Origin of the sequence: Pseudomonas lopnurensis (assembly GCF_015070855.1) — a bacterium.
GTDB classification, from domain to species: Bacteria; Pseudomonadota; Gammaproteobacteria; order Pseudomonadales; family Pseudomonadaceae; genus Stutzerimonas; species Stutzerimonas lopnurensis.
This window is the reverse complement of record NZ_JADDIX010000077.1, coordinates 335,113-360,767: the sequence shown is the minus strand read 5'-3', so window position 1 is coordinate 360,767 and position 25,655 is coordinate 335,113. Positions and strand designations below refer to the sequence as shown.

At 65.4% G+C, this 25,655-nt stretch carries 24 protein-coding genes; 13 read left to right on the top strand and 11 right to left on the bottom strand.

Annotated elements, in window-relative coordinates; all coding sequences use genetic code 11:
* The first annotated feature begins 85 nt into the window (after positions 1 to 85).
* Positions 86 to 547, top strand: a complete 462-nt coding sequence (locus tag IN820_RS16870) for a bacteriohemerythrin (protein WP_193682072.1) — start codon at positions 86 to 88, stop codon at positions 545 to 547.
* A 124-nt stretch (positions 548 to 671) separates the two neighbouring features.
* Here IN820_RS16870 and IN820_RS16865 read toward each other — a convergent pair whose 3' ends face one another.
* The gene (locus tag IN820_RS16865; protein WP_193682071.1) at positions 672 to 1,919 is read right to left on the bottom strand and encodes an acyltransferase family protein; all 1,248 of its coding nucleotides are present in this window, start codon (positions 1,917 to 1,919) and stop codon (positions 672 to 674) included.
* 168 nt (positions 1,920 to 2,087) lie between these two features.
* Here IN820_RS16865 and IN820_RS16860 point away from each other — a divergent pair, with 168 nt between their 5' ends.
* Positions 2,088 to 3,179 carry a serine hydrolase gene (locus IN820_RS16860; RefSeq protein WP_193682070.1) on the top strand — a complete coding sequence of 364 codons (1,092 nt, stop codon included), beginning with the start codon at positions 2,088 to 2,090 and terminating at the stop codon, positions 3,177 to 3,179.
* A complete protein-coding gene (locus IN820_RS16855; protein ID WP_193682069.1) occupies positions 3,176 to 4,228 on the top strand; it encodes a serine hydrolase in 1,053 nt (350 codons plus the stop codon). Before IN820_RS16860 ends, IN820_RS16855 begins: the two co-directional genes overlap by 4 nt.
* A gap of 298 nt (positions 4,229 to 4,526) precedes the next feature.
* Here the strand turns inward: IN820_RS16855 and IN820_RS16850 are convergent, their stop codons facing one another.
* Positions 4,527 to 5,654, bottom strand: a complete 1,128-nt coding sequence (locus IN820_RS16850; RefSeq protein WP_193682068.1) for a methyltransferase — start codon at positions 5,652 to 5,654, stop codon at positions 4,527 to 4,529.
* Positions 5,655 to 5,753: 99 nt separating this feature from the next.
* On the opposite strand from IN820_RS16850, the gene IN820_RS16845 reads away from it, so the two are divergent.
* The gene (locus tag IN820_RS16845; RefSeq protein WP_193682067.1) at positions 5,754 to 6,530 is read left to right on the top strand and encodes a ferredoxin--NADP reductase; all 777 of its coding nucleotides are present in this window, start codon (positions 5,754 to 5,756) and stop codon (positions 6,528 to 6,530) included.
* A gap of 379 nt (positions 6,531 to 6,909) precedes the next feature.
* On the opposite strand, the gene gdhA is transcribed toward IN820_RS16845, so the two are convergent.
* Complete coding sequence (gdhA, locus tag IN820_RS16840; RefSeq protein WP_193682066.1) at positions 6,910 to 8,247, bottom strand: NADP-specific glutamate dehydrogenase; 1,338 nt, start codon at positions 8,245 to 8,247, stop codon at positions 6,910 to 6,912.
* Positions 8,248 to 8,457: 210 nt separating this feature from the next.
* Between gdhA and IN820_RS16835 the strand changes: the two genes are divergently transcribed.
* Positions 8,458 to 8,952: a gluconokinase gene (locus IN820_RS16835; RefSeq protein WP_193682065.1), complete on the top strand. Its 495-nt coding sequence runs from the start codon at positions 8,458 to 8,460 to the stop codon at positions 8,950 to 8,952.
* A gap of 225 nt (positions 8,953 to 9,177) precedes the next feature.
* Here IN820_RS16835 and siaD read toward each other — a convergent pair whose 3' ends face one another.
* From siaD to ettA, 5 genes are all read right to left on the bottom strand, one after another.
* On the bottom strand, positions 9,178 to 9,963 hold the full coding sequence (gene siaD / locus IN820_RS16830) for a biofilm regulation diguanylate cyclase SiaD (protein WP_193682064.1): 786 nt from the start codon (positions 9,961 to 9,963) through the stop codon (positions 9,178 to 9,180).
* 9 nt (positions 9,964 to 9,972) lie between these two features.
* A complete protein-coding gene (gene siaC / locus IN820_RS16825) occupies positions 9,973 to 10,350 on the bottom strand; it encodes a biofilm regulation phosphoprotein SiaC (protein ID WP_193682063.1) in 378 nt (125 codons plus the stop codon).
* Positions 10,351 to 10,368: 18 nt separating this feature from the next.
* The gene (gene siaB, locus IN820_RS16820) at positions 10,369 to 10,911 is read right to left on the bottom strand and encodes a biofilm regulation protein kinase SiaB (RefSeq protein WP_193682062.1); all 543 of its coding nucleotides are present in this window, start codon (positions 10,909 to 10,911) and stop codon (positions 10,369 to 10,371) included.
* A gap of 24 nt (positions 10,912 to 10,935) precedes the next feature.
* Positions 10,936 to 12,924: a biofilm regulation protein phosphatase SiaA gene (gene siaA, locus IN820_RS16815; protein ID WP_193682061.1), complete on the bottom strand. Its 1,989-nt coding sequence runs from the start codon at positions 12,922 to 12,924 to the stop codon at positions 10,936 to 10,938.
* 158 nt (positions 12,925 to 13,082) lie between these two features.
* Complete coding sequence (ettA, locus tag IN820_RS16810; RefSeq protein WP_193682060.1) at positions 13,083 to 14,750, bottom strand: energy-dependent translational throttle protein EttA; 1,668 nt, start codon at positions 14,748 to 14,750, stop codon at positions 13,083 to 13,085.
* A 254-nt stretch (positions 14,751 to 15,004) separates the two neighbouring features.
* Here ettA and glyA point away from each other — a divergent pair, with 254 nt between their 5' ends.
* From glyA to IN820_RS16795, 3 genes are all read left to right on the top strand, one after another.
* Positions 15,005 to 16,258 (top strand): serine hydroxymethyltransferase, encoded by a 1,254-nt coding sequence (glyA, locus tag IN820_RS16805; RefSeq protein WP_193682059.1) that lies wholly within the window; start codon positions 15,005 to 15,007, stop codon positions 16,256 to 16,258.
* Positions 16,259 to 16,406: 148 nt separating this feature from the next.
* On the top strand, positions 16,407 to 16,868 hold the full coding sequence (locus IN820_RS16800) for a methyltransferase family protein (protein ID WP_193682058.1): 462 nt from the start codon (positions 16,407 to 16,409) through the stop codon (positions 16,866 to 16,868).
* A gap of 60 nt (positions 16,869 to 16,928) precedes the next feature.
* Positions 16,929 to 17,297, top strand: coding sequence for a PilZ domain-containing protein (locus IN820_RS16795; RefSeq protein ID WP_193682057.1), 369 nt, complete (start codon positions 16,929 to 16,931; stop codon positions 17,295 to 17,297).
* A gap of 130 nt (positions 17,298 to 17,427) precedes the next feature.
* On the opposite strand, the gene radA is transcribed toward IN820_RS16795, so the two are convergent.
* Positions 17,428 to 18,789: a DNA repair protein RadA gene (gene radA / locus IN820_RS16790; protein ID WP_193682056.1), complete on the bottom strand. Its 1,362-nt coding sequence runs from the start codon at positions 18,787 to 18,789 to the stop codon at positions 17,428 to 17,430.
* 118 nt (positions 18,790 to 18,907) lie between these two features.
* Between radA and IN820_RS16785 the strand changes: the two genes are divergently transcribed.
* Entirely contained in the window at positions 18,908 to 19,342 is a 435-nt protein-coding gene (locus IN820_RS16785; protein ID WP_193682055.1) for a CopD family protein, read from the top strand.
* A gap of 363 nt (positions 19,343 to 19,705) precedes the next feature.
* On the opposite strand, the gene IN820_RS16780 is transcribed toward IN820_RS16785, so the two are convergent.
* Positions 19,706 to 19,975, bottom strand: coding sequence for a YdcH family protein (locus IN820_RS16780; protein ID WP_193682054.1), 270 nt, complete (start codon positions 19,973 to 19,975; stop codon positions 19,706 to 19,708).
* A 219-nt stretch (positions 19,976 to 20,194) separates the two neighbouring features.
* On the opposite strand from IN820_RS16780, the gene mscL reads away from it, so the two are divergent.
* On the top strand, positions 20,195 to 20,605 hold the full coding sequence (gene mscL / locus IN820_RS16775) for a large-conductance mechanosensitive channel protein MscL (RefSeq protein ID WP_193682053.1): 411 nt from the start codon (positions 20,195 to 20,197) through the stop codon (positions 20,603 to 20,605).
* A gap of 109 nt (positions 20,606 to 20,714) precedes the next feature.
* Here the strand turns inward: mscL and IN820_RS16770 are convergent, their stop codons facing one another.
* The gene (locus IN820_RS16770) at positions 20,715 to 21,743 is read right to left on the bottom strand and encodes a cytochrome-c peroxidase (RefSeq protein WP_193682052.1); all 1,029 of its coding nucleotides are present in this window, start codon (positions 21,741 to 21,743) and stop codon (positions 20,715 to 20,717) included.
* Positions 21,744 to 22,065: 322 nt separating this feature from the next.
* On the opposite strand from IN820_RS16770, the gene IN820_RS16765 reads away from it, so the two are divergent.
* The 3 genes from IN820_RS16765 to IN820_RS16755 all read left to right on the top strand — a co-directional run bounded on the left by IN820_RS16765 (position 22,066) and on the right by IN820_RS16755 (position 25,645).
* Entirely contained in the window at positions 22,066 to 24,498 is a 2,433-nt protein-coding gene (locus IN820_RS16765; protein ID WP_193682051.1) for a Lon protease family protein, read from the top strand.
* A gap of 161 nt (positions 24,499 to 24,659) precedes the next feature.
* Positions 24,660 to 25,001 carry a PA4575 family protein gene (locus IN820_RS16760; RefSeq protein ID WP_193682050.1) on the top strand — a complete coding sequence of 114 codons (342 nt, stop codon included), beginning with the start codon at positions 24,660 to 24,662 and terminating at the stop codon, positions 24,999 to 25,001.
* Between the two features lie 155 nt (positions 25,002 to 25,156).
* Positions 25,157 to 25,645 carry a TIGR00645 family protein gene (locus IN820_RS16755; RefSeq protein ID WP_193682049.1) on the top strand — a complete coding sequence of 163 codons (489 nt, stop codon included), beginning with the start codon at positions 25,157 to 25,159 and terminating at the stop codon, positions 25,643 to 25,645.
* Positions 25,646 to 25,655: the final 10 nt, after the last annotated feature.

The following is a 25,655-nucleotide window of genomic DNA, read 5'->3' as shown; positions in this document are numbered from 1 at the left end:
ATCGGAATCAATACGCCCGCGCATGGACTTGCGTGACACTGCCCCCACACCGTGGGAGCGGTAGTTCACGACAAGGGTGAAGACCATGAGTTTGCTGGTATGGCAGAGCGACCTGAACACGGGCATCGATGTCATCGACGCGCAACACAGGCGCATCGTCGAGATGATCAACCATTTGCACAGTGCGCAAATGAGCCAGCACAGCGCGGAACTGGGCGAGGTGCTGGAAGAGCTGGTGGATTACACGCTTTCGCACTTCGCCTTCGAAGAGGAACTGATGGAGGAAGCCGGCTACCCTTTCACCGGCGCGCACAAACGCGTGCACCAGATCTTCACCCGGCGCGTGGACGAATACCGGTTGCGCTTCCGCGCCGGCGAGGACGTAGCGGATGAATTGAAGAGCCTGCTCTCACGCTGGCTGTTCAACCACATCCGCAACGACGACAAGGCCTACGTGGAAACGGTGAAGCACCACTTCAACAAGTTCGTGCGCGAACACGAGGAAGGCGGCTGGTTCAGCCGCACCGTGCACCGCCTCTTCGGCTGAGGGCTATCTGTCCGTTTTCACGAACAACAAGGCCAGGACCTGCAGGCGCGCCGATATCTATTGGCAGGCGACTCGCTAATCGCTCAATGAAAACAAAACTTTCATTTCTGCGGCGCTCCAGCCCTCACACCTCCCCCCGCAAAACCACCCGCCTGAGCAGAAACGTCCGCACTGGCACGATCGCCCGTTCCTGCGCCACCACGCATAGCACGATTGTCAGACCCAGATACAGCGGATAGAGCCCCAGCGCCAGTGGCTGCTCGCCCGCCCGCTGCGCGCACTGTGCCCAATTCTCCAGGCAGCCCGCGGACAGCACGCCCAGCAGTTTCTCCGAGCGCGAGAAGAGGATGAAGATCGGCACGTGCAGCACGAACAGCGGCAGTGCCGCGGTGCCCAGCCGTTGCGACCAGCGCACCAGCGCGCCGTTGCGCGGCGTGGCGAGCAGGGCGCAGAGCCAGACCAGGGCGAGCTGCGCCGGCAGCAGCAGGCCGTTGTGCAGCAGGAAGTACCAGAAGCGTTCGCCTTTCAGCAGCCAGACCGTCGCGGCGAAGCAGGCCAGGACGAAGCCCGCCAGCAGCAGGCGGGTTCCGCCCCGGGGCGCCTGACCGCCGTCGCGCATCCGGCGAAACAGCCCGTACAGCAGGATGCCGGCGAGGAACTCCGGCAGCCGCAGCAGCGGCATGCGGTGCAGCAGGCCGGTGTAGGGGATGCCGTAGGCCTGGCTGTGGATGACCCAGAGCGGCGGCACCAGGTAGAGCAACCCGATCGCCAGCAGCCACCAGCCCTTGTGGCGCAGCCGCATCAGGCGTGGCGCCAGCAGGGGAAAAGTCAGGTAGAAGAAGAACAGGGTGGAAATGGACCACAGCGGTGGGTTGAAGGTCAGGTAGAGCGGATTCCAGGCCTGCAGCATGAACAGTTGCAGGACGAAGTTGAGCGCCAGTTCGCGGTCGTCCATGAAGTGTTCGAGGGCATCCCGCGAGGCGCCGGCGAGCTCCTCGTTGGTGTCGTACACCACGAAGCGCAGGCTGGCCTTGGCGTCGTCCGGCGGGATGCCGAGCTTGGCGATGATGGCCAGCACCAGGGCGGTCAGCAGCAGCGAAACGAGATGCAGCGGATAGAGGTTGGCCAGGCGCTTGCCGAGGAAGCTGCGCGCCGGCTCGCGCATGGCGCCGTCCCGGCAGTAGACATGCGCCAGCAGAAAGCCGGAGAGCACGAAGAAGCTGCTGGTGGCGAAGAAGCCCACACCGGTCAGGTCCGCCAGCCAGGACGCTCCGTCGTTCACATAGGCGTGCACGGTGTGGAACAGCACCACGTAGATGGCGAGCAGAAAGCGCAGCCACTCCAGCCCGATGAAATGTTCCTTGCGTTCCACTACAGCTCTCCCTCGTCGGTGGGTGGGCGTGTCCGCGCGGCTCTGCTGCATCTGACTCGCACGGACGGTCACCGTTGCGCTCAAGCCAGTCGGTCGGGATCTGCCGCACTGCCGCCCGTGTCGATGGTCCGATATTGAGTGTTCGACAACCGATGAGCCCGGAGTCCCATGTTTTTTCGACGCCCGCTTCGTTTACAGGCAATCCCGACGAGGGCCGTGCTGGCGGCGCTGCTGCTCGGCATGCTTTCCTCGAGCGCGGTCGCGCAGGACGGCATCGAGTGGAGCGGGCCCTTTCTCGCGCGTCTCGCCCAGGTGGACAGCCAGACGCCCGGGCGGCTCGGGGTCTACGTCAAGGACATGCAGACCGGCATTTCCACCTCCTATCACGGCGAGGAACCCTGGTACCTGGCTTCCGCCGTCAAGGTGCCGATCGCCATCACCGTCATGCGGCAGGTCGAGCAGGGCGTGCTGAGCCTGGATACGACGGTGCCGCTGCTGGCGTCCGATTATGTCGACGGCGCCGGGCCGACCAATGGCTTCGCGCCGGGCACGGCGCTCAGCGTGAGCTTCCTGATGGAGCAGATGCTGGTCCACAGCGACAACACCGCCAGCGACATGCTCATCCGCCTGGTCGGCCTGGAGCGGGTCAACGCGGTCACCCGCGAGCTGGTGCCCGAGGGGTTCGGCCCGATCACCACCCTGGCCGACGTCCGGCGGCGGGTCTACAGCGAACTGCACCCGGCCGCCCTGGGGCTGTCCGGGAACGATTTCCTGGCCCTTAAGCGGCAGCCGAGCGAGGCGGGACGGCTGGCGCTGCTGGCCCGGCTGCTCGGCGTGGAGCGGCGGGCGCTGGCCCCGATCAGCCTGGGCGAGGCCTACGAGCGCTACTACGCCACGCCGTACAACTCGGCCACCCTGAAGGCCTACGGCGACCTGCTGTCTGCCCTGGACGCGGGAACGGCACTGAGCCCGGACAGCACCCAGTACCTGCTGGGCATCATGCGCCGCGCGGAAACCGGCGCGCTGCGGATCAAGGCGGGGCTGCCGCCGACGGTCGGTTTCGCGCACAAGACCGGCACCCAGCGGGCACGCATCTGCGATGTGGGGCTGGTCGACCAGCCCTCGACCAACCCCGCCGATACCTCCACGCGCCTGGTGGTGGTCGCCTGCGTGCGCGAAGTCGCGTCCACCGCCAGGGCGGAGCGGGCCCTGCGCGGGACCGGCGAGGCCGTGGCGGCGGCCGGGTTGATACGCCGATGAACAGGCTGGTCGCGCTACCGGCGCTGCTGGTCCTGACATGCGGCCTGTCGGCCTGTACCGACGAGGCTTCGGCAACCTGGAAGAACGGCCTCGAGGAGGAATTGCGGCGCATCGACGCCGAGGGTCCCGGCGATCTCGGCGTGTATATCAAGCACCTGGGCGACGACGCTCAGGTGCTCTACAACGCCGAGCGCTTCTGGTACCTCGGCTCCGCGGTGAAGGTGCCCATCGCGGTCGCGCTGCTGCAGAGCATCGACGACGGCGAGCACCGCCTGGACGAGCAGCTGTCGTTGCAGGCGGGCGACAAGGTGGACGGCTCCGGCGACCTGGTGTGGCAGGACGAGGGGGTCGACTATTCGCTGCGCAACCTGCTCGAGGACATGCTGATCGAAAGCGACAACACGGCGGCCAACATGCTGATCCGCCTGCTCGGCGAAGACGAGCTGAACGCGCGCACCCGCAAGAACATGGGCGGCGACGGCTTCGAGCGCATCACCACCTTCACCCAGGTGCGCCGCGACGTCTACGGCGAAGTGCATCCGGATGCCGCCAAACTGGAAAATATCCAGCTGGTGGAGCTCGCCGCCGCGCGATTCAGCACGCCGCGTTACGAGGCGCTGGTGAAGGTGCTGAACGTCGAGCGCAGCGAACTGAAGGCGGCCAGTATGGAGGAGGCCTATGCGCGCTACTACGCGCGCAAGCTGAATTCCAGCACCCTGGAGGCCTATGGCGCCCTGCTGGAAAAGCTGGTGCGCGGCGAGTTGCTGTCCGACGCCAGCCGCGACGTGCTGTATGCCGACATGAAGATCGATTCCTACGACAACTACCGCCTCGAAGCCGGCCTGCCCGAAGACGTACCCTTCATTCACAAGACCGGAACCCAGCTGGAGCGCGCCTGCCACGCCGGCGTCATCGAGCCGCAGGACGAAACCCGGGCGATCGTCGTGGTGGCCTGCGCCGAAGGGCTCGACGAGAGCCGGGAAGCCGGGCGGCTGTTCGAGCAGGTCGGGCAGGCAATCACCAGGGCGTTGTTGCGCGCCGATCGCTAGGGTGTACAGCACAGCTCGAAGTCACGCGTATTCGCTTGGGTGGGCGCTTTCGTAGGGTGCGCTCCGCGCACCGCCGGGCTCTGGCGTCTGCGCGCCGAGCGGAGGCCGATTGACGTTTTGTTGCGAGACGCCCTTGTAGGCGCGAGCCATGCTCGCGAACCCGGTCCCGCAAGCTGTCGGCCGATGTGCGGGGCGCCGGCTCCGTTCGGCGGGTTGCAACCCGCCCTACGCGCCTGTTGCGGCACGGATCGCCGGCAAGCCGGCTCCTACCCGAAAAGGCGGTGCTCTGGAGGCCGGGCTATGTTCGGGTGGCCTTGAGAATCACGAACTTCGGCGTGGCGGCGACCTGCTCGGCATTGCCGAACAGCCGCTTGAGCTTGAGGTGATAGCCCAGGTGGCGGTTGCCGACGATCCACAGCTCGCCGCCCTTGGCCAGGGCCGCCTTGGCCTGGCTGAACATGCGCCAGGCGAGGAAATCGCCGACCACCTGCTGCTGGTGGAACGGCGGGTTGCACAGCACCAGGTCCAGCGAGGCCGGCGGTTGTTCGGCCAGGCCGTCGCCGGCGCGGATGTCCGCCGGCCGTTCGCCGAGGATCGCCTGCCAGTTCTCGCGGGCCGACTGCACCGCCATATGGCTCTCGTCCACCAGGGTCAGCCGCGCCTGGGGGTTGCCCTGCGCGTAGACGATGCCGAGCACGCCGTTGCCGCAGCCGAGGTCGGCCACCCGCAGCTCGCCGAGCGCCTTGGGCAGGTGCGGCAGGAAGGCGCGGGTGCCGATATCCAGACCTTCGCGGCAGAACAGGTTGGCGTGGTTGAGCAGTTCGAGCGGCGGCGCGTCCAGGCGATAGCGGGTCGGGTAGGGCGACACCGGCTTGGGCTTGTCCGTCGGTGTGGCGAACAGCAGCCGCGCCTTCTTCACCGCCAAGGACGCCTGCAGCGGGCCGATGTACTGCTCCAGCAGGTCGCCAGCGGCGCGTGGCAGGTGCTTGACCATCGCCGCGGCGATCACCCGGGCGCCGGGGGCGAGCTGGCCGTGCAGGCGGATCAGCTGCTCTTCCAGCAGCGCCAGGGTCTTCGGCACGCGGATCAGCACGCGATCGAACGGCCCTTGCGCCACTTCGCTGGCCGGGACGAAGGTCACGTCGTCGGCGGGCAAGCCGTTGCGCGCGAGGTTCTTCCGCAAGGCCAGGTGCGCCAGATGCGAATCGCCGCTGCAGACCACCTGCGCCTGCCCGACCAGGGAGCAGGCCAGCGCGCCGAAGCCGTCGTTGAGGATCAATACCCGCGCCATGGCCGGCAACCCCTGTTCATGCAGGTGCGTGAGCAGGTATTCGTCGGCGGCATCGAAGGCCTGCAGCGGTTCGTTGGCCTGCTCCGGCTGGCGGATCAGGTCGAGGCGGGCGAACGGGGTTTCGAGAATAGGCATGAGAACTGGCGGTGTTTGTCGACGTCGGAAAGGAGTATCAAGAACTCATGCGGGCAACTGCGCACGGTGAGCCCGGAAGATGCTCGGAGGGAGCGAAGTATGACCGCCAGCGAAGAGAAGTTCACCCGCCAGCGCCTGCTCGAGGTGCGGACGCTGACCCCGAACCTGTTCACCCTGCGTACCAGCCGCGATCCGGGCTTTCGTTTCACCGCCGGCCAGTTCGCCCGCCTCGGCGTACGCAAACCCAGCGGTTGCGTCGTCTGGCGCGCCTATTCGATGGTCTCGGCGCCACACGACGAGTTTCTCGATTTCTTCTCCATCGTGGTGCCGGATGGCGAGTTCACCAGCGAGCTGAGCCGCCTGCAGCCCGGCGACGAGCTTTTGGTGGACAAGCAGGCCTTCGGTTACCTGACCCTCGACCGCTTCCCGGACGGCCGCGACCTCTGGTTGCTGGCCACCGGCACCGGCATCGCGCCGTTCCTCTCGATCCTGCAGGACTTCGAGGCCTGGCAGCGCTTCGAGCGGATCATCCTCGTCTACAGCGTGCGCGAGGCCCGCGAACTGGCCTACCAGCAGCTGATTCGCGAGCTGCCGCAGCGCAACTATCTGGAAGGCCTGGGCTCGAAGCTGACCTACCTGCCGGTGGTGACCCGCGAGCAGGTGCCCGGGATGCTGCACGGGCGTATCACCACGCTGATCGACAGCGGCGAACTGGAACGCGCCGCCGACCTGCGCTTCGAGCCGCAGCACTCGCGGATCATGCTCTGTGGCAACCCACAGATGATCGAGGACACCCGCGCCATCCTCAAGGCCCGCGACCTCAACCTCAGCCTGACCCGCAGGCCGGGGCAGGTGGCGGTGGAGAACTACTGGTAAGGGCAGTTGCAAGCTTCAAGCCGCAAGCTGCAAGTGGAAAGCAAGAGCTTCCTCCCGATGCTCCCCATGCTCCGGCGTGGGAACCGGGTTGGGGACGCGGAGCGTCTCGGGCTGCATTCTCACGCGGGGCGTGGGAACGATCAATGACTTGTTGGGCTTGGCTCTGTCCCCCCTGGGCGATCGGACGCACACGGGTAGGTTGGCGCTGAGCGCAGCGAAGCCCAACAGGTGCTGACGCGTTGGGCTTCGTCGCTTCGCTTCTCAACCCAACCTACGGCGTTGAAAGACGGTCATCGAGTGGGCCTCAAACGAAAAGCCCCCACCGAACGTCCGGCAGGGGCTTTTTCTTGCGGCTTGTCGCTTGAAGCTTGCGGCTGACCTAGACCACGCCCTGTGCCAGCATGGCGTCGGCGACCTTGACGAAGCCGGCGATGTTGGCGCCCTTGACGTAGTTGATCCGGCCGTTCTCCTCGCCGTGGGCGACGCAGGCGTGGTGGATCGATTGCATGATGCCGTGCAGCTTGGTGTCCACCTCGCCGGCGGTCCAGTGCAGGCGCATGGCGTTCTGGCTCATTTCCAGGCCGCTGCAGGCCACGCCGCCGGCGTTGGAGGCCTTGCCCGGTGCGTAGAGAATGCCGGCCTCGAGGAACAGGTCCACGGCTTCCAGCGTCGACGGCATGTTGGCGCCTTCGGCCACGCAGATGCAGCCGTTGCTGAGCAGGGTGCGGGCGTCTTCGCCGTCCAGTTCGTTCTGCGTGGCGCAGGGCAGGGCGATGTGGCAGGGCAGGCGCCAGGGGCGCTGGTCGGCCATGTAGGTCGCGCCGAAGTGCGCGCCCATTTCCTCGAGGCGACCGCGGCGGACGTTCTTCAGGTCCATCAGGTAGTCCCACTGTTCCTCGCTCAGGCCGTCGGGGACGTGCAGGGTGCCGCCGGAGTCGGACAGCGAGATGACCCGGCCACCCAGTTCCATGACCTTCTGCGCCGCGTACTGCGCGACGTTGCCGGAACCGGAGATCGCCACGCGCTTGCCTTCGAAGCTGCTGTGGCTGCTCTTGAGCATTTCCTCGGCGAAGTACACGCAGCCGTAGCCGGTGGCTTCCGGACGGATCAGGCTGCCGCCGTAGGCCAGGCCCTTGCCGGTGAGCACCGAGGTGAACTGGTTGGACAGGCGCTTGTACTGACCGAAGAGGAAGCCGATCTCGCGCCCACCGACGCCGATGTCGCCCGCCGGCACGTCGAGGTCGGCGCCGATGTGGCGATACAGCTCGGTCATGAATGACTGGCAGAAGCGCATCACCTCGTTGTCGCTCTTGCCCTTGGGGTTGAAGTCCGAGCCGCCCTTGCCGCCGCCCATCGGCAGCGAGGTCAGGGAATTCTTGAACACCTGCTCGAAGGCGAGGAACTTGAGCACGCCGATGTTGACCGAAGGATGAAAGCGCAGGCCGCCCTTGTAGGGGCCGATGGCGCTGTTCATCTGCACGCGGAAACCGCGGTTGACCTGGACCCGGCCCTGGTCGTCGACCCAGGGTACGCGGAACAGGATGGCGCGTTCCGGTTCGACCATGCGTTCGATGATACCGGCCTGCATGTAGCGCGGATGGGCTTCGAGGAATGGCCAGAGGCTGCGAACCACTTCCTCCACGGCCTGGTGGAATTCGGGCTGATGGGGGTCGCGCTGCTTCAGTCGGGCGAGAAAGGCATCAACGGTTTCGATCATCTAAAGGCCCTCGGCGACCGCGTTGTGGCAGTCATGAATAATTTTTGGGCGGCGACTTTAGCAAACCTGATTTGCACCATGAAAGTGCGATTTTGCTGTATATGATCGTTTTTAGTGCGCTGGCGTCGAGCGCGAGCCATACCGATCGGGCGGAAAAATGGGGGGGACGATGCCGAGCAAGTTTCGCTGTTGTAGTGCACGGAGGGCGCGATGATCGTGCTTGTCATGGGGGTTTCCGGCAGTGGCAAGACCACCATTGGCGAGCTGCTTGCCAGTCGCCTGGGCTGCGGCTTCTCTGACGCCGACGAATTCCATGGGGCGCAGAACAAGGCCAAGATGGCAAGCGGTATCGCCCTGACCGATGCGGATCGGGCGCCGTGGTTGCGCGCCATGCACGAGGCCATCCTCGCGCGGCAGCGGCGAGGCGAGGACCACGTGTTCGCCTGTTCGGCGCTCAAGCGTGGCTACCGCGACCTGCTGCATGAAAACGTCGCGGACCTGCGGCTGGTCTATCTGCACGGCTCACCCGAACTGCTGGCCGAACGGGTGGGTGGACGCCGCGGGCACTTCTTTGCGCCGCAACTGCTGCAGGACCAGCTCGATACGCTCGAGCCGCCGAGCGCGGAGGAGGCGCTGATCGTCGATATCCGCCAGACGCCGGAGGCAATCGTCGAGCAACTGGTGCGGGCGCTGGCGGGGGGCTGAAGGCTCTGTCGCCGAGGGCAGGTTTTGCGGGGACGATCAGCCCATGCACGACCGCGCGGGTTGCACCCGCCCTACGTTTGCACGGCGTTGCGACCGGCGTAGGGCGGGTTGTAACCCGCCGGGCGTGCGGCGTCGCCACATCATGGCCGAGCCGTGCATATTCGTGAAAAGTAACTGGGTGCCGTATGACCGGCAGGCACACTCCCGCTCGGATTGTCCCGCGTTCTAATCGGCCCGCTCGCAGCGATTGCGTCCGCTGCGCTTGGCGCGCAGCAGGGCGACGTCGGCGCGGTTGATGGTGCTGGAGTAGGTTTCGTCGGTACGTAGCTCGGCTACGCCCATGCTGGCGGTCACACCCAGCAGATCATTGTTCACCCGCACGGCCAGGTTGGCGATGCTGTCGCGCAGGCGCTGCATGACCACCTCGGCCTCTTCGGCGGTGCTCTCCGGCATGAGGATCAGGAACTCCTCGCCACCCCAGCGGCCGCACAGGTCCTGTTCGCGGGTCTCCGCTTCCATCACCCGCACCACTTCGATCAGTACGCGGTCGCCCACTTCGTGGCCGTACTCGTCGTTGATCAGCTTGAAGCGGTCGATGTCCAGCATCACCACGCTCATCGGGCGGCTATAACGCTTGGCGCGCTCGCTCTCTTCGCGCAGCCGCTCGGTGAGCAGGCGGCGGTTGGCGATGCCGGTCAGCGAGTCCAGGTTGGAGGCTTCGTGCAGCGAGATGTTCAGGTCGCGCAGCATCGTCTGGTAGCGGTCGGAAATGCGCGCGATCTTCTCCAGCTGGCGCAGTTGCTTGTCCAGGCGCGCGGACAGGCTCAGTTCGCGCGCCCGCGCGAGACTCTGGTAGCCGTCCGAGACCCGCGCGATCCGCTCGATACGCCCGACCAGCTCGTTGTGCGCGTCCCACAGTTGGCCAAGCGATTTCCGCAAGGGATGGCCTTGGTACAGCGGATCGTCGAGAAGGGCGATGACCTGTTGTTCGAGCGGAGTGGGCCCACGCATAGCGACCTTCTAGTCGTGACTGAGAATGGAAAAGGGGAAGGTACAGTCTTCCTTGAACTCCTCGGCCAGCTCGACCACACGCTCGTTACGCCGGTCGTAGTACCAGTTCACGGCGACGTCCTTGCCGTCGCGGTAGGCGGCTTCGAGCAGGTCGAAAATGTCCATCATCGCCTTGATGCTGCTGGTGTTGAGGTAGAGCAGGCGCAGTTCCAGCCTGAGCGGGCGCGCGGTCTCGTCGAGGAAGCGCTCGATCCATTCGAAGACCTGGTGGAACAGCTCGTAGGAGTTTTCGGGGTAGGAGTCGCCCTGCATGGACAGCACGCCATCCTCCCAGTGGGACTGGATGGTGGGCGAGGACTGGCTGCCGGGAATGGTAAAGTCGTTCATGTGCATTGCTCTCGAAAGTCAGATGACGGCGCTCAGGCTGATGAAGGACAAACCGTTGGCGACCGGCTGCAGAGAGGCGTGCAGCGGCTCGCTGGATTTTCTGGCGATGTCGATCAGCCCCAGGCCGGCGCCGGATGCCGTCTGCCCGTCACGCGGTTTGCGCAGTTGTTCCTTGTACATCGCCTTGAGCTGCGCCTTGTCCAGGTCGGCCAGTTCATGGATGGCGGCGAGCAGCGTGTCGCCGTCGGCGTCTTCGATCAGGTTGCCGGCGGAAACCACGTAGCGGCCGTGTTCGTCGCGGGCCACGACCACCGTCGCGCCGGCCTCCTGATCGGACCAGTTCTTTTGCCGGGTATAGTGGCGGATGTTCTGCGTCATCTCGATGTAGACGGCGAACACGTCCATTGCAGCCGAGGGATGGGCATGCTCGGCGGCCAGATAGTTGCGTAGGGCATTGCCGATTTCCTCGATCAGGCTGCGCGAGATCGGACCGTTGAAGCAGAGCATGATCTGCTGACGGTTGTAGTTCTCGCGCATGGCAAACAGGTCAAGTGATTCCATGGGCAACTCCGGGTTGGACCTCGTTCAATCGAAGCGGAAACATAACATCGTGATATCGTCGCGCTGGGGATAATCGCCCTGGTACCGCGCCAGGGCCTCGCTGAAGGCCTCGCCCTGGGCGGCCAGCGGCAGGCGTGCGTGGCGCCTGATCATATCGGCAAAGCGGCTGTTGCCGAAGCCGTATCCCAGTTCGCCGCCGGCCTGGTCGAGGAAGCCGTCGGTGGTCAGGTAGAAGGTGCGCCCGGGGCGCAGTTCCAGCCGGGCGTTGTGGTATTCGCCGATGCGCTTGTCGCCGATGGCGCGCCGCGCCGCGGGCAGTTCCTCGACCGTTTCGCCATCACAGTAGTACAGCGCGATCTTGGCCCCGGCGAAGGTCACTTGGCGCTGCTCGAAGTCCACATAGGCCAGGCCGACGTCCATGTTGGTCGCCAACTGCGCGGTTTCGTCGCACAGCGTGCTGCGCACGAAGCGGTCGCTGCGCGCGAGGATGCCGGCCGGGTCGTTCAGGCCGACGTCGGCGATCGCCTGGTCGAGCGCGGCGTGCGCGAGCATGGTCATCAGGGCGCCGGGCACGCCGTGGCCGGCGCAATCCACCACGCCGAACAGGCAGCCGTGCTCGCCGGCGCGGTAGATATAGAAGTCCCCGCCGACCACGTCGCGCGGGCGCCAGAGCACGGCGTGGCGCTCGCCCATGGCGCTGACCAGTTGCCGATGCGGCAGAATCGCCCGCTGGATCAGGCTGGCGTAGTCGATGGAGTCGTCGATCTTCTTGTGCGCGGCAGCCATCTCGCGGTTGGCCTGTTCCAGCTCGTGGGTGCGTTCGCGCACGTGGCTTTCCAGCTCGCTGGTGTGGTTGCGCACCTTTTGCGCCATGGCGCCGAAGGCGGCGCTGAGCTCGCCGATCTCGTCGTCACGGTTGAGCTGCAGCGGCGCGTCGTACTGCCCGGCGGCCATCGCCTGCGCGCTCTTGCGCAGCTGGCGCAATGGCTTGAGCAGACGCTTCTCCACCAGCCAGGCACCTGCCGCGATCAGGGCCAGGAACAGCACCAGGAACAGGCCCAGTGCCGGTAGCAATGGCTTGATCTCAAGCACCTGCGCGGTACTCAGGTCGACCGTGCTGGCGACGAACCACTGCAGTTCGGGAATCCAGGCCAGGGCCAGCAGGCGGGGTTCGCCGTCGAGTCGGACCTTCAGGGTATGGACGCTGGAAGGATCGTCACGGCTGGCCTCCAGGGTCTGGCGCAGCGCGGTGGCGGTGTCGCGGTCGTCGAGCTGGCCGAGGATATTGGTGGCCAGCGAGCGGCCCTGGGGCGAGTCGGCGTTGAGCGTCACCAGGCTCTGGTTCGGGTGCACCAGGATCGAGCCGTAGACGTCGAGCACCATGGATTCGACGCCGGCCTTGTCGGTGCCGATGAATTGTTCGAGAAAGGCATTGAGACCGATGCCGGTGCCGACGATGCCCAGCGGCCGCTGATCGGCGTCGCGCACCAGCATGTTGACCCAGAGCTTCAGATCCTGGGTGAGGACGGAGCGGTCAATGTTGAGGTGGTAGGGCGCATCGCTGGCGAGAGTCTGGAAGAACCACTGATCGCGGCTTGCCTGAGGATCGAGGAGGTACCGCGGCGTGTCGCTGTACGCCTCGCCGCTGCGGTTGGCGTAGTAGCCGTTGCTCTGCGCCGCGGCGACGAAATAGAGGTCGCCGCCGAAGGCGCGCTGATAGCCGGCGGCTTCGCGGAAGAAGGTCGCGCGTTTTTTCGGGTTGCTCTCGTCGCTCAGCCAGGCGCGGGTGATCTGCGATTCGGCCAGGCGCTGGGTCAGTGCCAGTTCGCGGCTGACCGGCGCGACCAGGCGTTCGCGATTGAGTTGCACGAGGTTCTGCGCAAAGGCTTCGCCGTAGCGATCCTGCATGTCCTGAAGAACTGCCCGGCCGACCACCCAGGCCAGCGCGAACGCCAGCAGGCTGGTCAGCAGCAGTGCCAGCAAGGATTTGCCGCGCAATCCTAGTGCAGCCATGTCGAGTTCCGCTCTCTATTCATCGTCGCCGGCCCGGGGCGTCAGGGTGTTCGAATCATCGGGGCGGGCGATTATCCGGCATAAGGCGCTATGCCACCAGCGACAAAAGGTTCCAGCAAGCGCATGACGGAGCCTTTCGGCTCCGTCATCTGCTGGGTTTACTGGGCAAGTTTCTTGTACTTGACCCGATGCGGCTGGGCGGCGGCCTCACCGAGGCGCTTCTTGCGATCGGCCTCGTATTCGCTGTAGTTGCCCTCGAAGAACACCACGCCGCCATCGTCCTCGTAGGACAGGATGTGGGTGGCCACGCGGTCGAGGAACCAGCGGTCGTGGGAGATCACGATGGCCGAGCCGGGGAAGTCCAGCAGCGCTTCTTCCAACGAACGCAGGGTTTCCACGTCGAGGTCGTTGGACGGTTCGTCGAGCAGCAGCACGTTGGCGCCCTGCTTGAGCGTCAGCGCCAGGTGCAGGCGCCCGCGCTCACCGCCGGAGAGGTCCTTGACGAACTTCTGCTGGTCGGCGCCCTTGAAGTTGAAGCGGCCGACGTAGCTGCGCGACGGTACCTCGTAGTTGCCGATGCGGATCTGGTCGAGCCCGTCGGACACCATCTCCCACACACTCTTGTTGCCTTCCAGGTCGTCGCGGCTCTGGTCGACGCAGGCCAGTTGCACGGTCTCGCCGATCTCGATGCTGCCGGCGTCCGGCTGTTCCTTGCCCATCAGCATGCGGAACAGGGTCGACTTGCCCGCGCCGTTGCCGCCGATCACGCCGACGATGGCGCCTTTCGGCACGCTGAAGGACAGGTCGTCGATCAGCACGCGGTCGCCGTAGCCCTTGCGCACGTTCTTCAGTTCGATGACCTTGTCGCCCAGGCGCTGGCCGGCCGGGATGTAGATCTCGTTGGTCTCGCTGCGCTTCTGGAATTCCTGCGACTGCATTTCCTCGAAGCGCGCAAGGCGCGCCTTGGATTTGGACTGGCGCGCCTTGGCACCCTGGCGGACCCACTCCAGTTCCGCCTTCATGGCCTTCTTGTGCGCCGACTCCTGCTTGGCTTCCTGTTCCAGGCGCGCGGCCTTGGCTTCCAGCCACTGCGAGTAGTTGCCCTCGAAGGGGATGCCCTGGCCGCGGTCGAGTTCGAGAATCCAGCCGGCGACGTTGTCGAGGAAGTAGCGGTCGTGGGTGATCGCCACCACGGTGCCGGGGAAGTCGTGGAGGAAGTGCTCCAGCCAGGCCACCGAGTCGGCGTCCAGGTGGTTGGTCGGTTCGTCCAGCAGCAGCATGTCCGGCGCCGACAGCAGCAGGCGGCACAGCGCCACGCGGCGCTTCTCGCCGCCGGAGAGATGGCCGACCTTGGCGTCCCAGGCCGGCAGGCGCAGGGCGTCGGCGGCGACTTCCAGCTGGCGCTCCAGGTTGTGGCCGTCGGAGGCCTGCAGGATCGCTTCGAGCTTGGCCTGCTCGGCGGCCAGGGCGTCGAAGTCGGCGTCGGGTTCGGCATAGGCGGCGTAGACGGCATCCAGGCGGGCCTGGGCGTCCTTGATCACGCTGACCGCTTCCTCGACGATTTCACGCACGGTCTTCTCGGGATCGAGCTGCGGCTCCTGCGGCAGGTAGCCGACATTGATTCCCGGCATGGCGCGGGCTTCGCCGTCGAACTCGGTGTCGACGCCGGCCATGATGCGCAGCAGGGTGGACTTGCCGGCGCCGTTCAGGCCGAGCACGCCGATCTTGGCGCCGGGGAAGAACGACAGGGAAATGTTCTTGAGAATCTCGCGTTTCGGCGGAACGACCTTGCTCAGCCGGTGCATGGTGTAGACGTATTGAGCCATGGAAACGAATGCCCGTGACGGTGGTGATGGATGCCGCCCCGAGGCCGTGACGGCCGGGAAAAAACGGGAGGCATGTAAAGGGCGCAAAGCTACCCGAATGCTCCGGTCAGGGCAAACCGCGGCGGCGTCCCGCGTGGGCTGGGCGAGAGGCGGTCGTTCATCTTGTGCATGACCATCGCTCATACCCGCGGCCGGCCGGATGGGGTAGAATCCGCGCCTCTCTTTTTACCGCCAGCTGATCTCAGAGGACTGCCATGTTCAGCCGTGATTTGACCCTCGCCCGTTTCGACGCCGATCTCTTCGCTGCCATGCAGCAGGAAGCCAAGCGTCAGGAAGACCACATCGAGCTGATCGCCTCGGAGAACTACACCAGCCCGGCGGTGATGGAAGCCCAGGGCAGCGTGCTCACCAACAAGTACGCCGAAGGCTATCCGGGCAAGCGCTACTACGGCGGCTGCGAGTACGTCGACGTGGTCGAGCAGTTGGCCATCGACCGCGCCAAGGAGCTGTTCGGCGCCGACTACGCCAACGTCCAGCCGCACGCCGGTTCGCAGGCCAACAGCGCGGTCTACCTGGCGCTGCTCAGCGCCGGCGACACCATCCTCGGCATGAGCCTGGCCCACGGCGGCCACCTGACCCACGGCGCCAGCGTGTCCTCCTCCGGCAAGCTGTACAACGCCGTGCAGTACGGCATCAACGACCAGGGCCTGATCGACTACGACGAAGTCGAGCGCCTGGCGGTGGAGCACAAGCCGAAGATGATCGTCGCCGGCTTCTCCGCCTATTCGCAGGTGCTGGACTTCGCCCGCTTCCGCGCCATCGCCGACAAGGTCGGTGCCTACCTGTTCGTCGACATGGCCCACGTCGCCGGTCTGGTCGCCGCGGGCGTCTATCCGAACCCGGTGCCGTTCGCCGACGTGGTCACCACCACCACCCACAAGACCCTGCGCGGTCCGCGTGGCGGCCTGATCCTGGCGAAGAAGAACGAGGAAATCGAGAAGAAGCTCAACTCCGCCGTCTTCCCGGGCGCCCAGGGCGGCCCGCTGGAGCACGTCATCGCGGCCAAGGCGGTGTGCTTCAAGGAAGCGTTGCAGCCCGAGTTCAAGGCCTACCAGCAGCAGGTGGTGAAGAACGCCCAGGCGATGGCCGAGGTGTTCATCCAGCGCGGCTTCGACGTGGTTTCCGGTGGCACCCAGAACCACCTGTTCCTGCTCAGCCTGATCAAGCAGGACATCACCGGCAAGGACGCCGACGCCGCCCTGGGCCGCGCCTTCATCACCGTCAACAAGAACAGCGTGCCGAACGATCCGCGTTCGCCGTTCGTGACCTCGGGCCTGCGCATCGGTACTCCGGCGGTCACCACCCGTGGCTTCCAGGAAGCCGAGTGTCGCGAACTGGCTGGTTGGATCTGCGACATCCTCGACAAGATGGGCGACGAGTCCGTGGTCGATGCGGTACGCGCCAAGGTCCAGGCCGTCTGCGCCAGGTTCCCGGTCTACGGCAACTAGACCCTAAGTAGTTCGCCGCTTCGACAGAAAGCTCGCTTCGGCGGGCTTTCTGCTGTCTGGTCCCGGCAAAACGTCGTCTTGATCGCGGTCGTCGCATCGGCGGCGTCGCGCGTTAGACTTCACCGCTGGCCTGATTCGGAGTCGTCCCATGTTCAAGCGCGCCACTGGCGTGATCCTGCCGCCACCGATCATCTATCTGCTGTTCCTCGCCGCGGCCTGGGCGTTCGACGCGCTGCTGCCGATCGGGCTGCCACAGAGCCTCTGGACCCGCTACTTCGGCTGGGGGCTGATCGATGCCGGGGTGCTGCTGATGCTCTGGGCCGGGCTGCTGATGCTCTGGCGCAAGACCACGGTCAATCCCTATGGCGAGCCTGCCCGGCTGCTGGAGGAGGGGCCGTTCCGCTTCTCGCGCAATCCGATCTATCTGGCCGACAGCCTGATCTACTGCGGCATCGCGCTGCTGTGGGGCAGTCTCTGGCCGTGGCTGCTGCTGCCTGCCGTGATCTACAGCATGCAACGTGGCGTGATCGTGCATGAAGAGCGTCTACTCGCACAGTTGTTCGGCGACGACTACCGCGGCTACTGCCGGCGCGTACGCCGCTGGTTGTGATGGCGCGCGGTCGGGCGCCGTTGTCCTATAGTGAAACAAGACCTTGCGGAGTGATTTCTGATGAGCAATACCCCCAGCGAACGTCGGCGCTTCCAGCGCATCGAGTTCGACGCCGCCACCGAGCTGTTCCAGGGCGAACGTCGCTGGCCGGTCGAACTGAACGATCTGTCGCTCAAGGGGCTGCTGGTTCGCCGGCCGGCGCAGTGGGATGCCGATGCGACGCAGCCGTTCGAAGCGCGGGTGCGTCTGGCGGACGATGCCGAAGTGCGCATGGCGGTGGCGATGGCCCATGAGGCGGGTGAGCTGATCGGCTTCGTCTGCCGGCATATCGATCTCGATTCGATCGCTCATCTGCGGCGCCTGGTCGAACTCAACCTGGGTGACGAGCAACTGCTGGACCGTGAGCTGGCGGCGCTGGGTGGCAACTGAGCCCATGACGCAGGCATTGCGGATCAGAACATAGGGCGGGTGCAACCCGCCGCTACGGAGCGGCATCCAGCCCGCTCGGCGGGTTACAGCCCGCCCTGCCGCTGCGGCGGGCGCCGGCCCGAATAGACCCTTATTCGAACAGCGCATCCAGCGCCTGCTCCAGGCGCGTCACGGCAACGATGCGCAAGCCGGCCGGGGCTTCCTTCGGTGCGTTGCCCCTGGGCACGATGGCGCGCTTGAAGCCATGCTTGGCGGCCTCCTTCAGGCGTTCCTGGCCGCTCGGCACCGGGCGGATCTCGCCGGACAGGCCGACCTCGCCGAACACCAGCAGATCGGTATCCAGCGGCTTGTTGCGCAGGCTGGAAATCACCGCCGCCATCAGCGCCAGGTCCGCCGCGGTTTCCAGCACTTTCACGCCGCCGACGACGTTGATGAACACGTCCTGGTCGTAGGTGGGGATGCTGCCGTGGCGATGCAGCACGGCGAGCAGCATGGCCAGGCGGTTCTGGTCCAGGCCCAGGGTGACGCGCCGCGGATTGGCCAGGTGGCTGGTGTCGACCAGTGCCTGCACCTCGACCAGCATCGGCCGGGTGCCTTCCCAGGTCGCCATGACCACGCTGCCGGGCACCGCCTCCTGGGCGCGGGTAAGGAAGATCGCCGAGGGGTTGGTGACTTCCTTCAGGCCCTTGTCGGTCATGCCGAACACACCCAGCTCGTTGATCGCGCCGAAGCGGTTCTTCACCGCGCGCAAGAGGCGCAGGCGGCCATCGGACTCGCCTTCGAAATACAGCACCGTGTCGACCATGTGCTCGAGCACCCGCGGGCCAGCCAGCGCGCCTTCCTTGGTGACGTGGCCGACCAGGAAGATCGCCGTGCCGCTCTGCTTGGCATAGCGCACCAGCAGCGCCGCGCTCTCGCGGACCTGGGCGACGCCGCCGGGGGCCGATTGCAACTGCTCGGTGAAGATGGTCTGGATCGAGTCGATCACCATCACCTTGGGCTTTTCCAGCCGCGCGGTGGCGATGATCGATTCGATGCAGGTCTCGGTCATCACCTTGAGCCGGTCCTGCGGCAGGTCCAGGCGCCGCGCGCGCATCGCGACCTGCTGTTGCGATTCCTCGCCGGTGACATAGAGCGCCGGGAAGCGCTGGGCGATGTTGCACAGCGTCTGCAGCAGGATGGTGGACTTGCCGATGCCCGGGTCGCCGCCGATCAGCACCACGGAGCCGTCCACCAGGCCGCCGCCGAGCACGCGGTCGAGTTCGCCGGAAGCGGTGGAGAAGCGCGGCACTTCCTCCACGCTGACTTCGGCGAGGGTCTTGATGTTGGCCTGGTCGCCGGCCCAGCCGGCACGGCCGGACGGCGGCGCGGCAGCGTCGACGATGGTTTCCACCAGCGTGTTCCAGGCGCCGCAGTCGCCACATTGGCCGGCCCACTTGGGAAAGGTCGAGCCGCATTCGGTGCAGCCATACATGCGCTTGGCCTTGGCCATGGGAAGCTCCGGGTGGGGGTTGTGGAGTCGCATGATAACGGCTGACTTGATTGCCATCAGCTACAAGCGGTGCGCGAGTCGTCAGACTCGTGAAACAAACGGAACCGGAGCGAGAGCCATGCGCCATCTGCTGTTTCTTCACCTGCTGGGCGCTTGCGTCTGGGCCGGTGGCCACCTGGTGCTGCTTTTCGGCGTACTGCCCAGGGCCATGCGCCGCCACGACCCCCAGCCGGTACGCGACTTCGAACAGATCTACGAGCGCATCGGTATCCCCGCGTTGCTGCTGCAGATCGTCACCGGCGTATGGCTCGCGAGCCTGTGGTTGCCCCATGTGCAGTGGTTCGAGGCGACACCGGTGGCGCGTCTGGTGCAGGCCAAGCTGGTGCTGCTGGGGTTCACCGCTCTGCTCGGCGTGCATGCGCGGCTGGCCTTGATTCCCAGGCTCGATGCCCAGCGCCTGCCGCAGCTGGGGCTGCATATCCTGCTGATCACCCTGACGGCGGTGGCGTTCGTCTGGGTCGGGGCGGGGTTCAGGTTCGGTGGGATGTTCTAGGGAACGATCACCGGCACATGCCGTTGGCGGGCGAGCCCGCTCACGTAGGCAATACGCGGCCCGGGCTTTCGTCGATCGGGCAGACGCGGGTAGGTTGGCGCTGAGCGCCGCGAAGCCCAACAGGCATTGGTATGAGGCGTTGGGCTTCGTCGCTGCGCTTATCAGACTGCGCGCCCCGATCCAACCCTGTATCTACGGGCTGCAAGCTGCCGTAGGGTGGATGTCGCTTTTTACATCCACCGTACTCCGCTCGCGGGTCGATGAAGCATGCCCCGACGACTTATCGCCCATGCAGCACGCTATGGGGACATGGCCAACGAAAAAGCCCGCCGTGGCGGCAGGCTTCGTTCGTCGTTTACCGGCTTAGCCGCAGCAAGCGCCGCAGCAACTGCCGGAGGCGCGCTTGAGGTCGCGGGCGATATCGTCCTTCAGGTTCACGCGCTCCAGCTTGAGTGCGTTCAGCGCAGCGTCGTCCAGGGGCTCTATGCCGTCTTCCACTCGGCAGATGCGCTTGTCCAGGGCTTCGTATTCTTCGGCCTTGCGGGCGAAGGCCGGATCTTCCTGGCGCAGCTTGTGCAGCTGCTCGTGCTTCTCGGGGAAATCGTTGGTCAACGGGTGGTGTTCGACATGCATGGAGATGGCTCCGGGTTATCGGGAAGGCCATACCATAGTCTGACGCCTGTTTTATCCGGTTGACGGCGATCAAGCGAACGCCATCCGCCCGGCTCGGTCAACGATGAGACCTGCTCTGGCCTCGCGTCTGGAGGGCGCCTATGCTCTACAGCGGCTGGCACCACCGTGGCGGTGGTCTGCGCAGGGGCATGCCCATTAGCGACACAGGATCTTTAGATTATGAGTCTGATCAGCGAATTCAAGGCGTTTGCCGTCAGGGGCAATGTGGTCGACATGGCCGTGGGGATCGTCGTCGGCGCGGCGTTCGGCAGGATCGTCTCGTCCTTCGTCGACGGCGTGATCATGCCGCCGTTGGGCCTGCTGATCGGCGGGGTGGATTTTTCCGACCTGGCCATCGTGCTCAAGGCCGCCACCGGCGATGCGCCTGCCGTGGTGCTGGCCTACGGGGCCTTCATCCAGACGGTCGTCGACTTCACCATTATCGCCTTCGCCATCTTCATGGCGATCAAGGCGCTCAATCATCTCAAGCGCAAGGAGGCTGAGGCTCCATCGGAGCCGCCAGCGCCGAGCCAGGAAGAATTGCTGCTGACCGAGATCCGCGACCTGCTCAAGGAGCGGAACCGTGCCTGACCGGATGTCGAGGCGATGAAGAACGCCCCGTCGTGCGGGGCGTTCTTCGTTGGAACGGATCGGGCATCCCACCCTTTCCGGCGCCTGGTGCCGGAAAGGGTGGGGCGCGTCACTCCGGCTTCGGCGTAGTCGCCGTGCTGGCCGGCAGGATCGGGTAGACCACCTTCGGCTGCTCACCGGTGAGGCTGCGCAGGAAGGCGGTGATGGCGCCGACTTCGTCGTCGTTGAGCTGACGGCCGAGCTGGCTGTCGCCCATGATCGCCACGGCCTGTTCCAGTTCCCAGACCTCACCGCTGTGGAAGTACGGCGGAGTCAGGGCGATGTTGCGCAGCGGAGCGGCGCGGAACACGTACTCGTCGTCGGCGGTGTTGGTGACCGTGAAGCGGCCCTTGTCGCCAGCCGGCAGGATGTCGGCGCCCGGCTTCTTGATCACGCCGAACGGGAAGTAGCTCTGGCCGCCGACGTTGACGCCGTTGTGGCAGGCGATGCAGCCGACGTCCATGAACAGGGCGAGGCCTTTCTTCTGCTTGTCGTCCAGCGCCTTGTCCTCTCCCTTGAGGAAGCGGTCGAACGGCGAGTTCGGCGTGGTCAGGCTGACTTCGAAGGCTTCCAGGGCGTAGGCCATGTTGTCGAAGCTGACCGGGTCCTTGTCGTTGGGGAAGGCCTTCTTGAACTCGGCGGCGTACTCCGGAATGCTCTTGAGCGTCGCGACGACCCGCTCGGGCGTGCTGTTCATTTCGACGCTGGCCTGTACCGGGCCCTTGGCCTGTTCCTGCAGGTCCTTGGCGCGGCCATCCCAGAACTGCGCGGCGTTGAATACGGCGTTCAATACGGTCGGCGAGTTGCGCGGGCCCTTCTGCCAGCCGTGGCCGATGGAGGTCGGCACGTTGTCGCTGCCGCCGATGCTCAGGTTGTGACAGGTGTTGCAACTGATCACATGGCTGCTGGACAGGCGCGGATCGAACCACAGCTTGTGTCCGAGTACTGCCTGGTCTTCGCTGACGGCGTGGCCGCGGACCTCGGTGACCTTGTCCGGGATCGGCTTGAAGATTGCGCTGGCACGCTCACGCAGATCATCGGCGTTCGCTACGCTGGCGAACAATAGGCTGCTAAGCAATAGAGGAAGGGAGGGGCGCATCACGGAAGCTCCTTTGGTGTTGGCTGACGCTAGGAGGCACTTTTTGCGCGAGCGACCGCTTGATCTGCATCAAGGCGGGTGAGTAAAGCGGGTGCGGTTAATTGTGTCTGGTTGTGAGTGCACGGTTTGCCCCGAGCCGATCGAGCGCTGACTTGCCATTATCTGGCCATCCCGGCGCGTCCCGGGCCTGTCTACCGGAACCCGGATCGATCGGCCAGCAGCGGCCGGGAACTATGGGTGCCAGCCTTGCGGCGCGGCGGAGGCAGCGCCAGAATGGCGGCATCCATCGTGGCCGCATGCGCCACCCCAGCAAGGATTCCCGATGTCTGAAACTGTCGCTGCCGGCCTGCGCCTGGCACCCGATGCGCTGACCCGTCCCTTCGAGCCCAGCCAATTCAATTTCAATACCACCGCCGAGCTCGAGCCGTTTCTCGGTGTGCTCGGCCAGGAACGGGCGGTCGAGGCGCTGCAGTTCGGCGTGGCGATGCCGCGTCCCGGCTATAACGTATACGTCATGGGCGAGCCGGGTACCGGGCGTTTCTCCTTCGTGCGTCGCTACCTGAAGGCCGAAGGCAAGCGGCTGGATACGCCGTCCGACTGGGTTTACGTGAACAACTTCGACGAGCCGCGCGAGCCCCGGGTGCTGGAGTTGCCGCACGGCGGTGCCGCGGCGTTCATCGCCGACATCACGCAACTGATCGACAACCTGTTGGCGACCTTCCCGGCGGTGTTCGAGCACCCCAGCTTCCAGCAGAAGAAGAGCGCCATCGATCGTGCCTTCAACCAGCGCTACGACAAGGCGCTGGACGTGATCGAGAAGCTGGCGCTGGAGAAGGAAATCGCGCTCTACCGCGACAGCAGCAATATTGCCTTCACGCCGATGAAGGATGGCAAGGCGATGGACGAGGCCGAGTTCGCCCAGTTGCCGGAGGCCGAACGCGAGCGCTATCACGAGGACATTTCCGCGCTGGAAGTGCGCCTGAACGAGGAGTTGGCGAGCCTGCCGCAGTGGAAGCGCGAATCGACCAACCAGCTGCGCCAGCTCAATGACGAGACCATCAGCCAGGCGCTGCAGCCGCTGCTGGCGCCCTTGTCCGAGAAATATGCGGAGAACGCCGGTATCGAGGCCTATCTGCAGGCCGTGCAGGTCAATTTGCTGAAGACCGTGGTCGAGCAGCTGGTGGACGAGAACCGCCCGGAGGCGCAGAACCGCCTGCTGCTCGAAGAGCAGTACAGCCCGAGCCTGGTGGTCGGCCATCCGATCGACGGCGGTGCGCCGGTGGTGTTCGAGCCGCATCCGACCTACGACAACCTGTTCGGTCGCATCGAATACAACACCGATCAGGGCGCCCTCTACACCAGCTATCGCCAGTTGCGCCCGGGTGCGCTGCACCGCGCCAATGGCGGCTTCCTCATGCTGGAAGCGGAGAAACTGCTGAGCGAGCCCTTCGTCTGGGAAGCACTCAAGCGCGCCCTGCAGTCGCGCAAGCTGAAGATGGAATCGCCGCTCGCCGAACTGGGCCGCCTGGCGACGGTGACGCTGACGCCGCAGGTCATCCCGTTGAACGTGAAAGTGATCATCATCGGCTCGCGGCAGCTCTACTACACGCTGCAGGACCTGGATCCGGACTTCCAGGAGATGTTCCGGGTGCTGGTGGATTTCGACGAGGACATCCCGCTGGCCGAAGACAGCCTCGAGCAGTTCGCCCAGTTGATGAAGACCCGCACCTCGGAGGAAGGCATGGCGCCGCTCACGGCGGCGGCGGTGGCGCGCCTGGCGACCTACAGCGCGCGGCTGGCCGAGCACCAGGGCCGCCTGTCGGCGCGCATCGGCGACCTGTTCCAGCTGGTCAGCGAGGCCGATTTCATCCGCCAGTTGGCCAAGGACGAGGTGACCGACGTCGGCCATATCGAGCGCGCCCTGAAGGCCAAGGCGACCCGCACCGGCCGCGTGTCGGCGCGGATTCTCGAGGACATCCTCGCCGGCGTGATCCTGATCGACAGCGAAGGCGCGGCGATCGGCAAGTGCAACGGGTTGACGGTGCTGGAGGTCGGCGACTCGGCGTTCGGCATGCCGGCGCGGATTTCCGCCACGGTCTATCCGGGGGGCTCGGGAATCGTCGATATCGAGCGCGAAGTAAACCTCGGCCAGCCGATCCACTCCAAGGGCGTGATGATCCTCACCGGCTACCTCGGCAGCCGCTACGCCCAGGAGTTTCCGCTGGAGATTTCGGCGAGCATCGCGCTGGAGCAGTCCTACGGCTACGTCGACGGCGACAGCGCTTCGCTGGGCGAGTGCTGCGCGCTGATCTCGGCGCTGTCGCGCACGCCGCTCAAGCAGTGCTTCGCCATCACCGGTTCGATCAACCAGTTCGGCGAGGTGCAGGCGGTCGGTGGCGTCAACGAGAAGATCGAAGGTTTCTTCCGCCTCTGCGAGGCGCGCGGGCTGACCGGCGAGCAGGGCGTGATCATCCCGTTCGCCAACGTCACCACGCTGATGCTCGACGAGCGTGTGCTGGAGGCCGTGCGTCAGCAGCGTTTCCACGTCTACGCGGTGAGGCAGGTGGACGAGGCGCTGTCGCTGCTGGTGGGCGAGGACGTCGGCGCGGCCAACGAGCAGGGGCACTTCCCCAAGGGCAGCGTCAATGCGCGCGTGGTGGAGCGCTTGCGCGACATCGCCGAGATCGAGCTGGAAGACGAAGGCAAGGGCGAATCGCCGCAGTCGCCGGCGCTGCCGGAGGGGGACAAACACTGAGCGAATTTTGAACGGAACGATAGCGCGCACGGCGGGTCTGCAAAGGAGGAGGGCATCCACCCTCCATCCACAAGGTTATCCACAGCTTCAGGGGATAAACTGGCTTTCGCGCTCGTCCGCCTAGGATGTTCCCGCGTCAGCCCGACGCGAGGACCGCCGCCATGCCGCATAGCCTTTGCCTCAATCGCCAGTGCCTGGGCCTGGTTACCCGAATCGAATGCATCATTCGCCCGCTGGCGGGCGGCAACGGCCTGTGGACGTTGCTCTGCGCCGCCGGGCTGGCCGGCAGCCAACCCACCGCGATCAAGGTGCAGGGCCCATTCCACGGGCCGGCGATGGCCGAGTCGGTGCTCTCGGCGATCGCGAGCAATCTGCTGGACCAGGGCTACCGTGAATCCGACGACCCGGCCATCTGGCAGTTGCACATGCAGGCCGAGCTGCGCCGGGTGAACGCCAATCAGGCGCGATTTCTCGGCGGCTGGGAGTCGCGTCCGGAGGCCTGAGTCCGAGTTCACCAGCGGGCGCTGGCGAATTCTGGTAGGCGGCCAGCCTTCCGTTGCGTTTTTTATCCACACGTGAATTCAGCGTCTGGGCGTGCCTTGTGCGCTCGGTCCTGCTGCGTATACTCGCCCCTTCGTAATTTTCGTTGTGAGACCCCATGGAGCGCATCCTCGAGAACGCCATGTACGCCGCGCGCTGGCTGCTGGCACCCATCTATTTCGGTCTGGCGTTCGCGCTGCTGGCGCTGGCGATCAAGTTCTTCCAGGAAATCTTCCACATCCTGCCGATGATCCTGGCGATCAGCGAGGCCGATCTGGTGCTGACGCTGCTGTCGCTGATCGACATGGCCCTGGTCGGCGGGCTGCTGGTGATGGTGATGATCTCCGGCTACGAGAACTTCGTCTCCCAGCTGGACGTGGACGAGGGAAAGGAAAAGCTCGACTGGCTCGGCAAGATGGACTCCGGCTCGCTGAAACTGAAGGTCGCCGCCTCGATCGTGGCGATCTCCTCGATCCACCTGCTGCGCATGTTCATGAACGTGCAGCAAATCGAGAGCGAGAAGCTGATGTGGTACGTGATCATCCACCTGACGTTCGTGCTGTCGGCATTCGCCATGGGCTACATGGACAAGATCACCAAGCACTGATCTGGCCGCT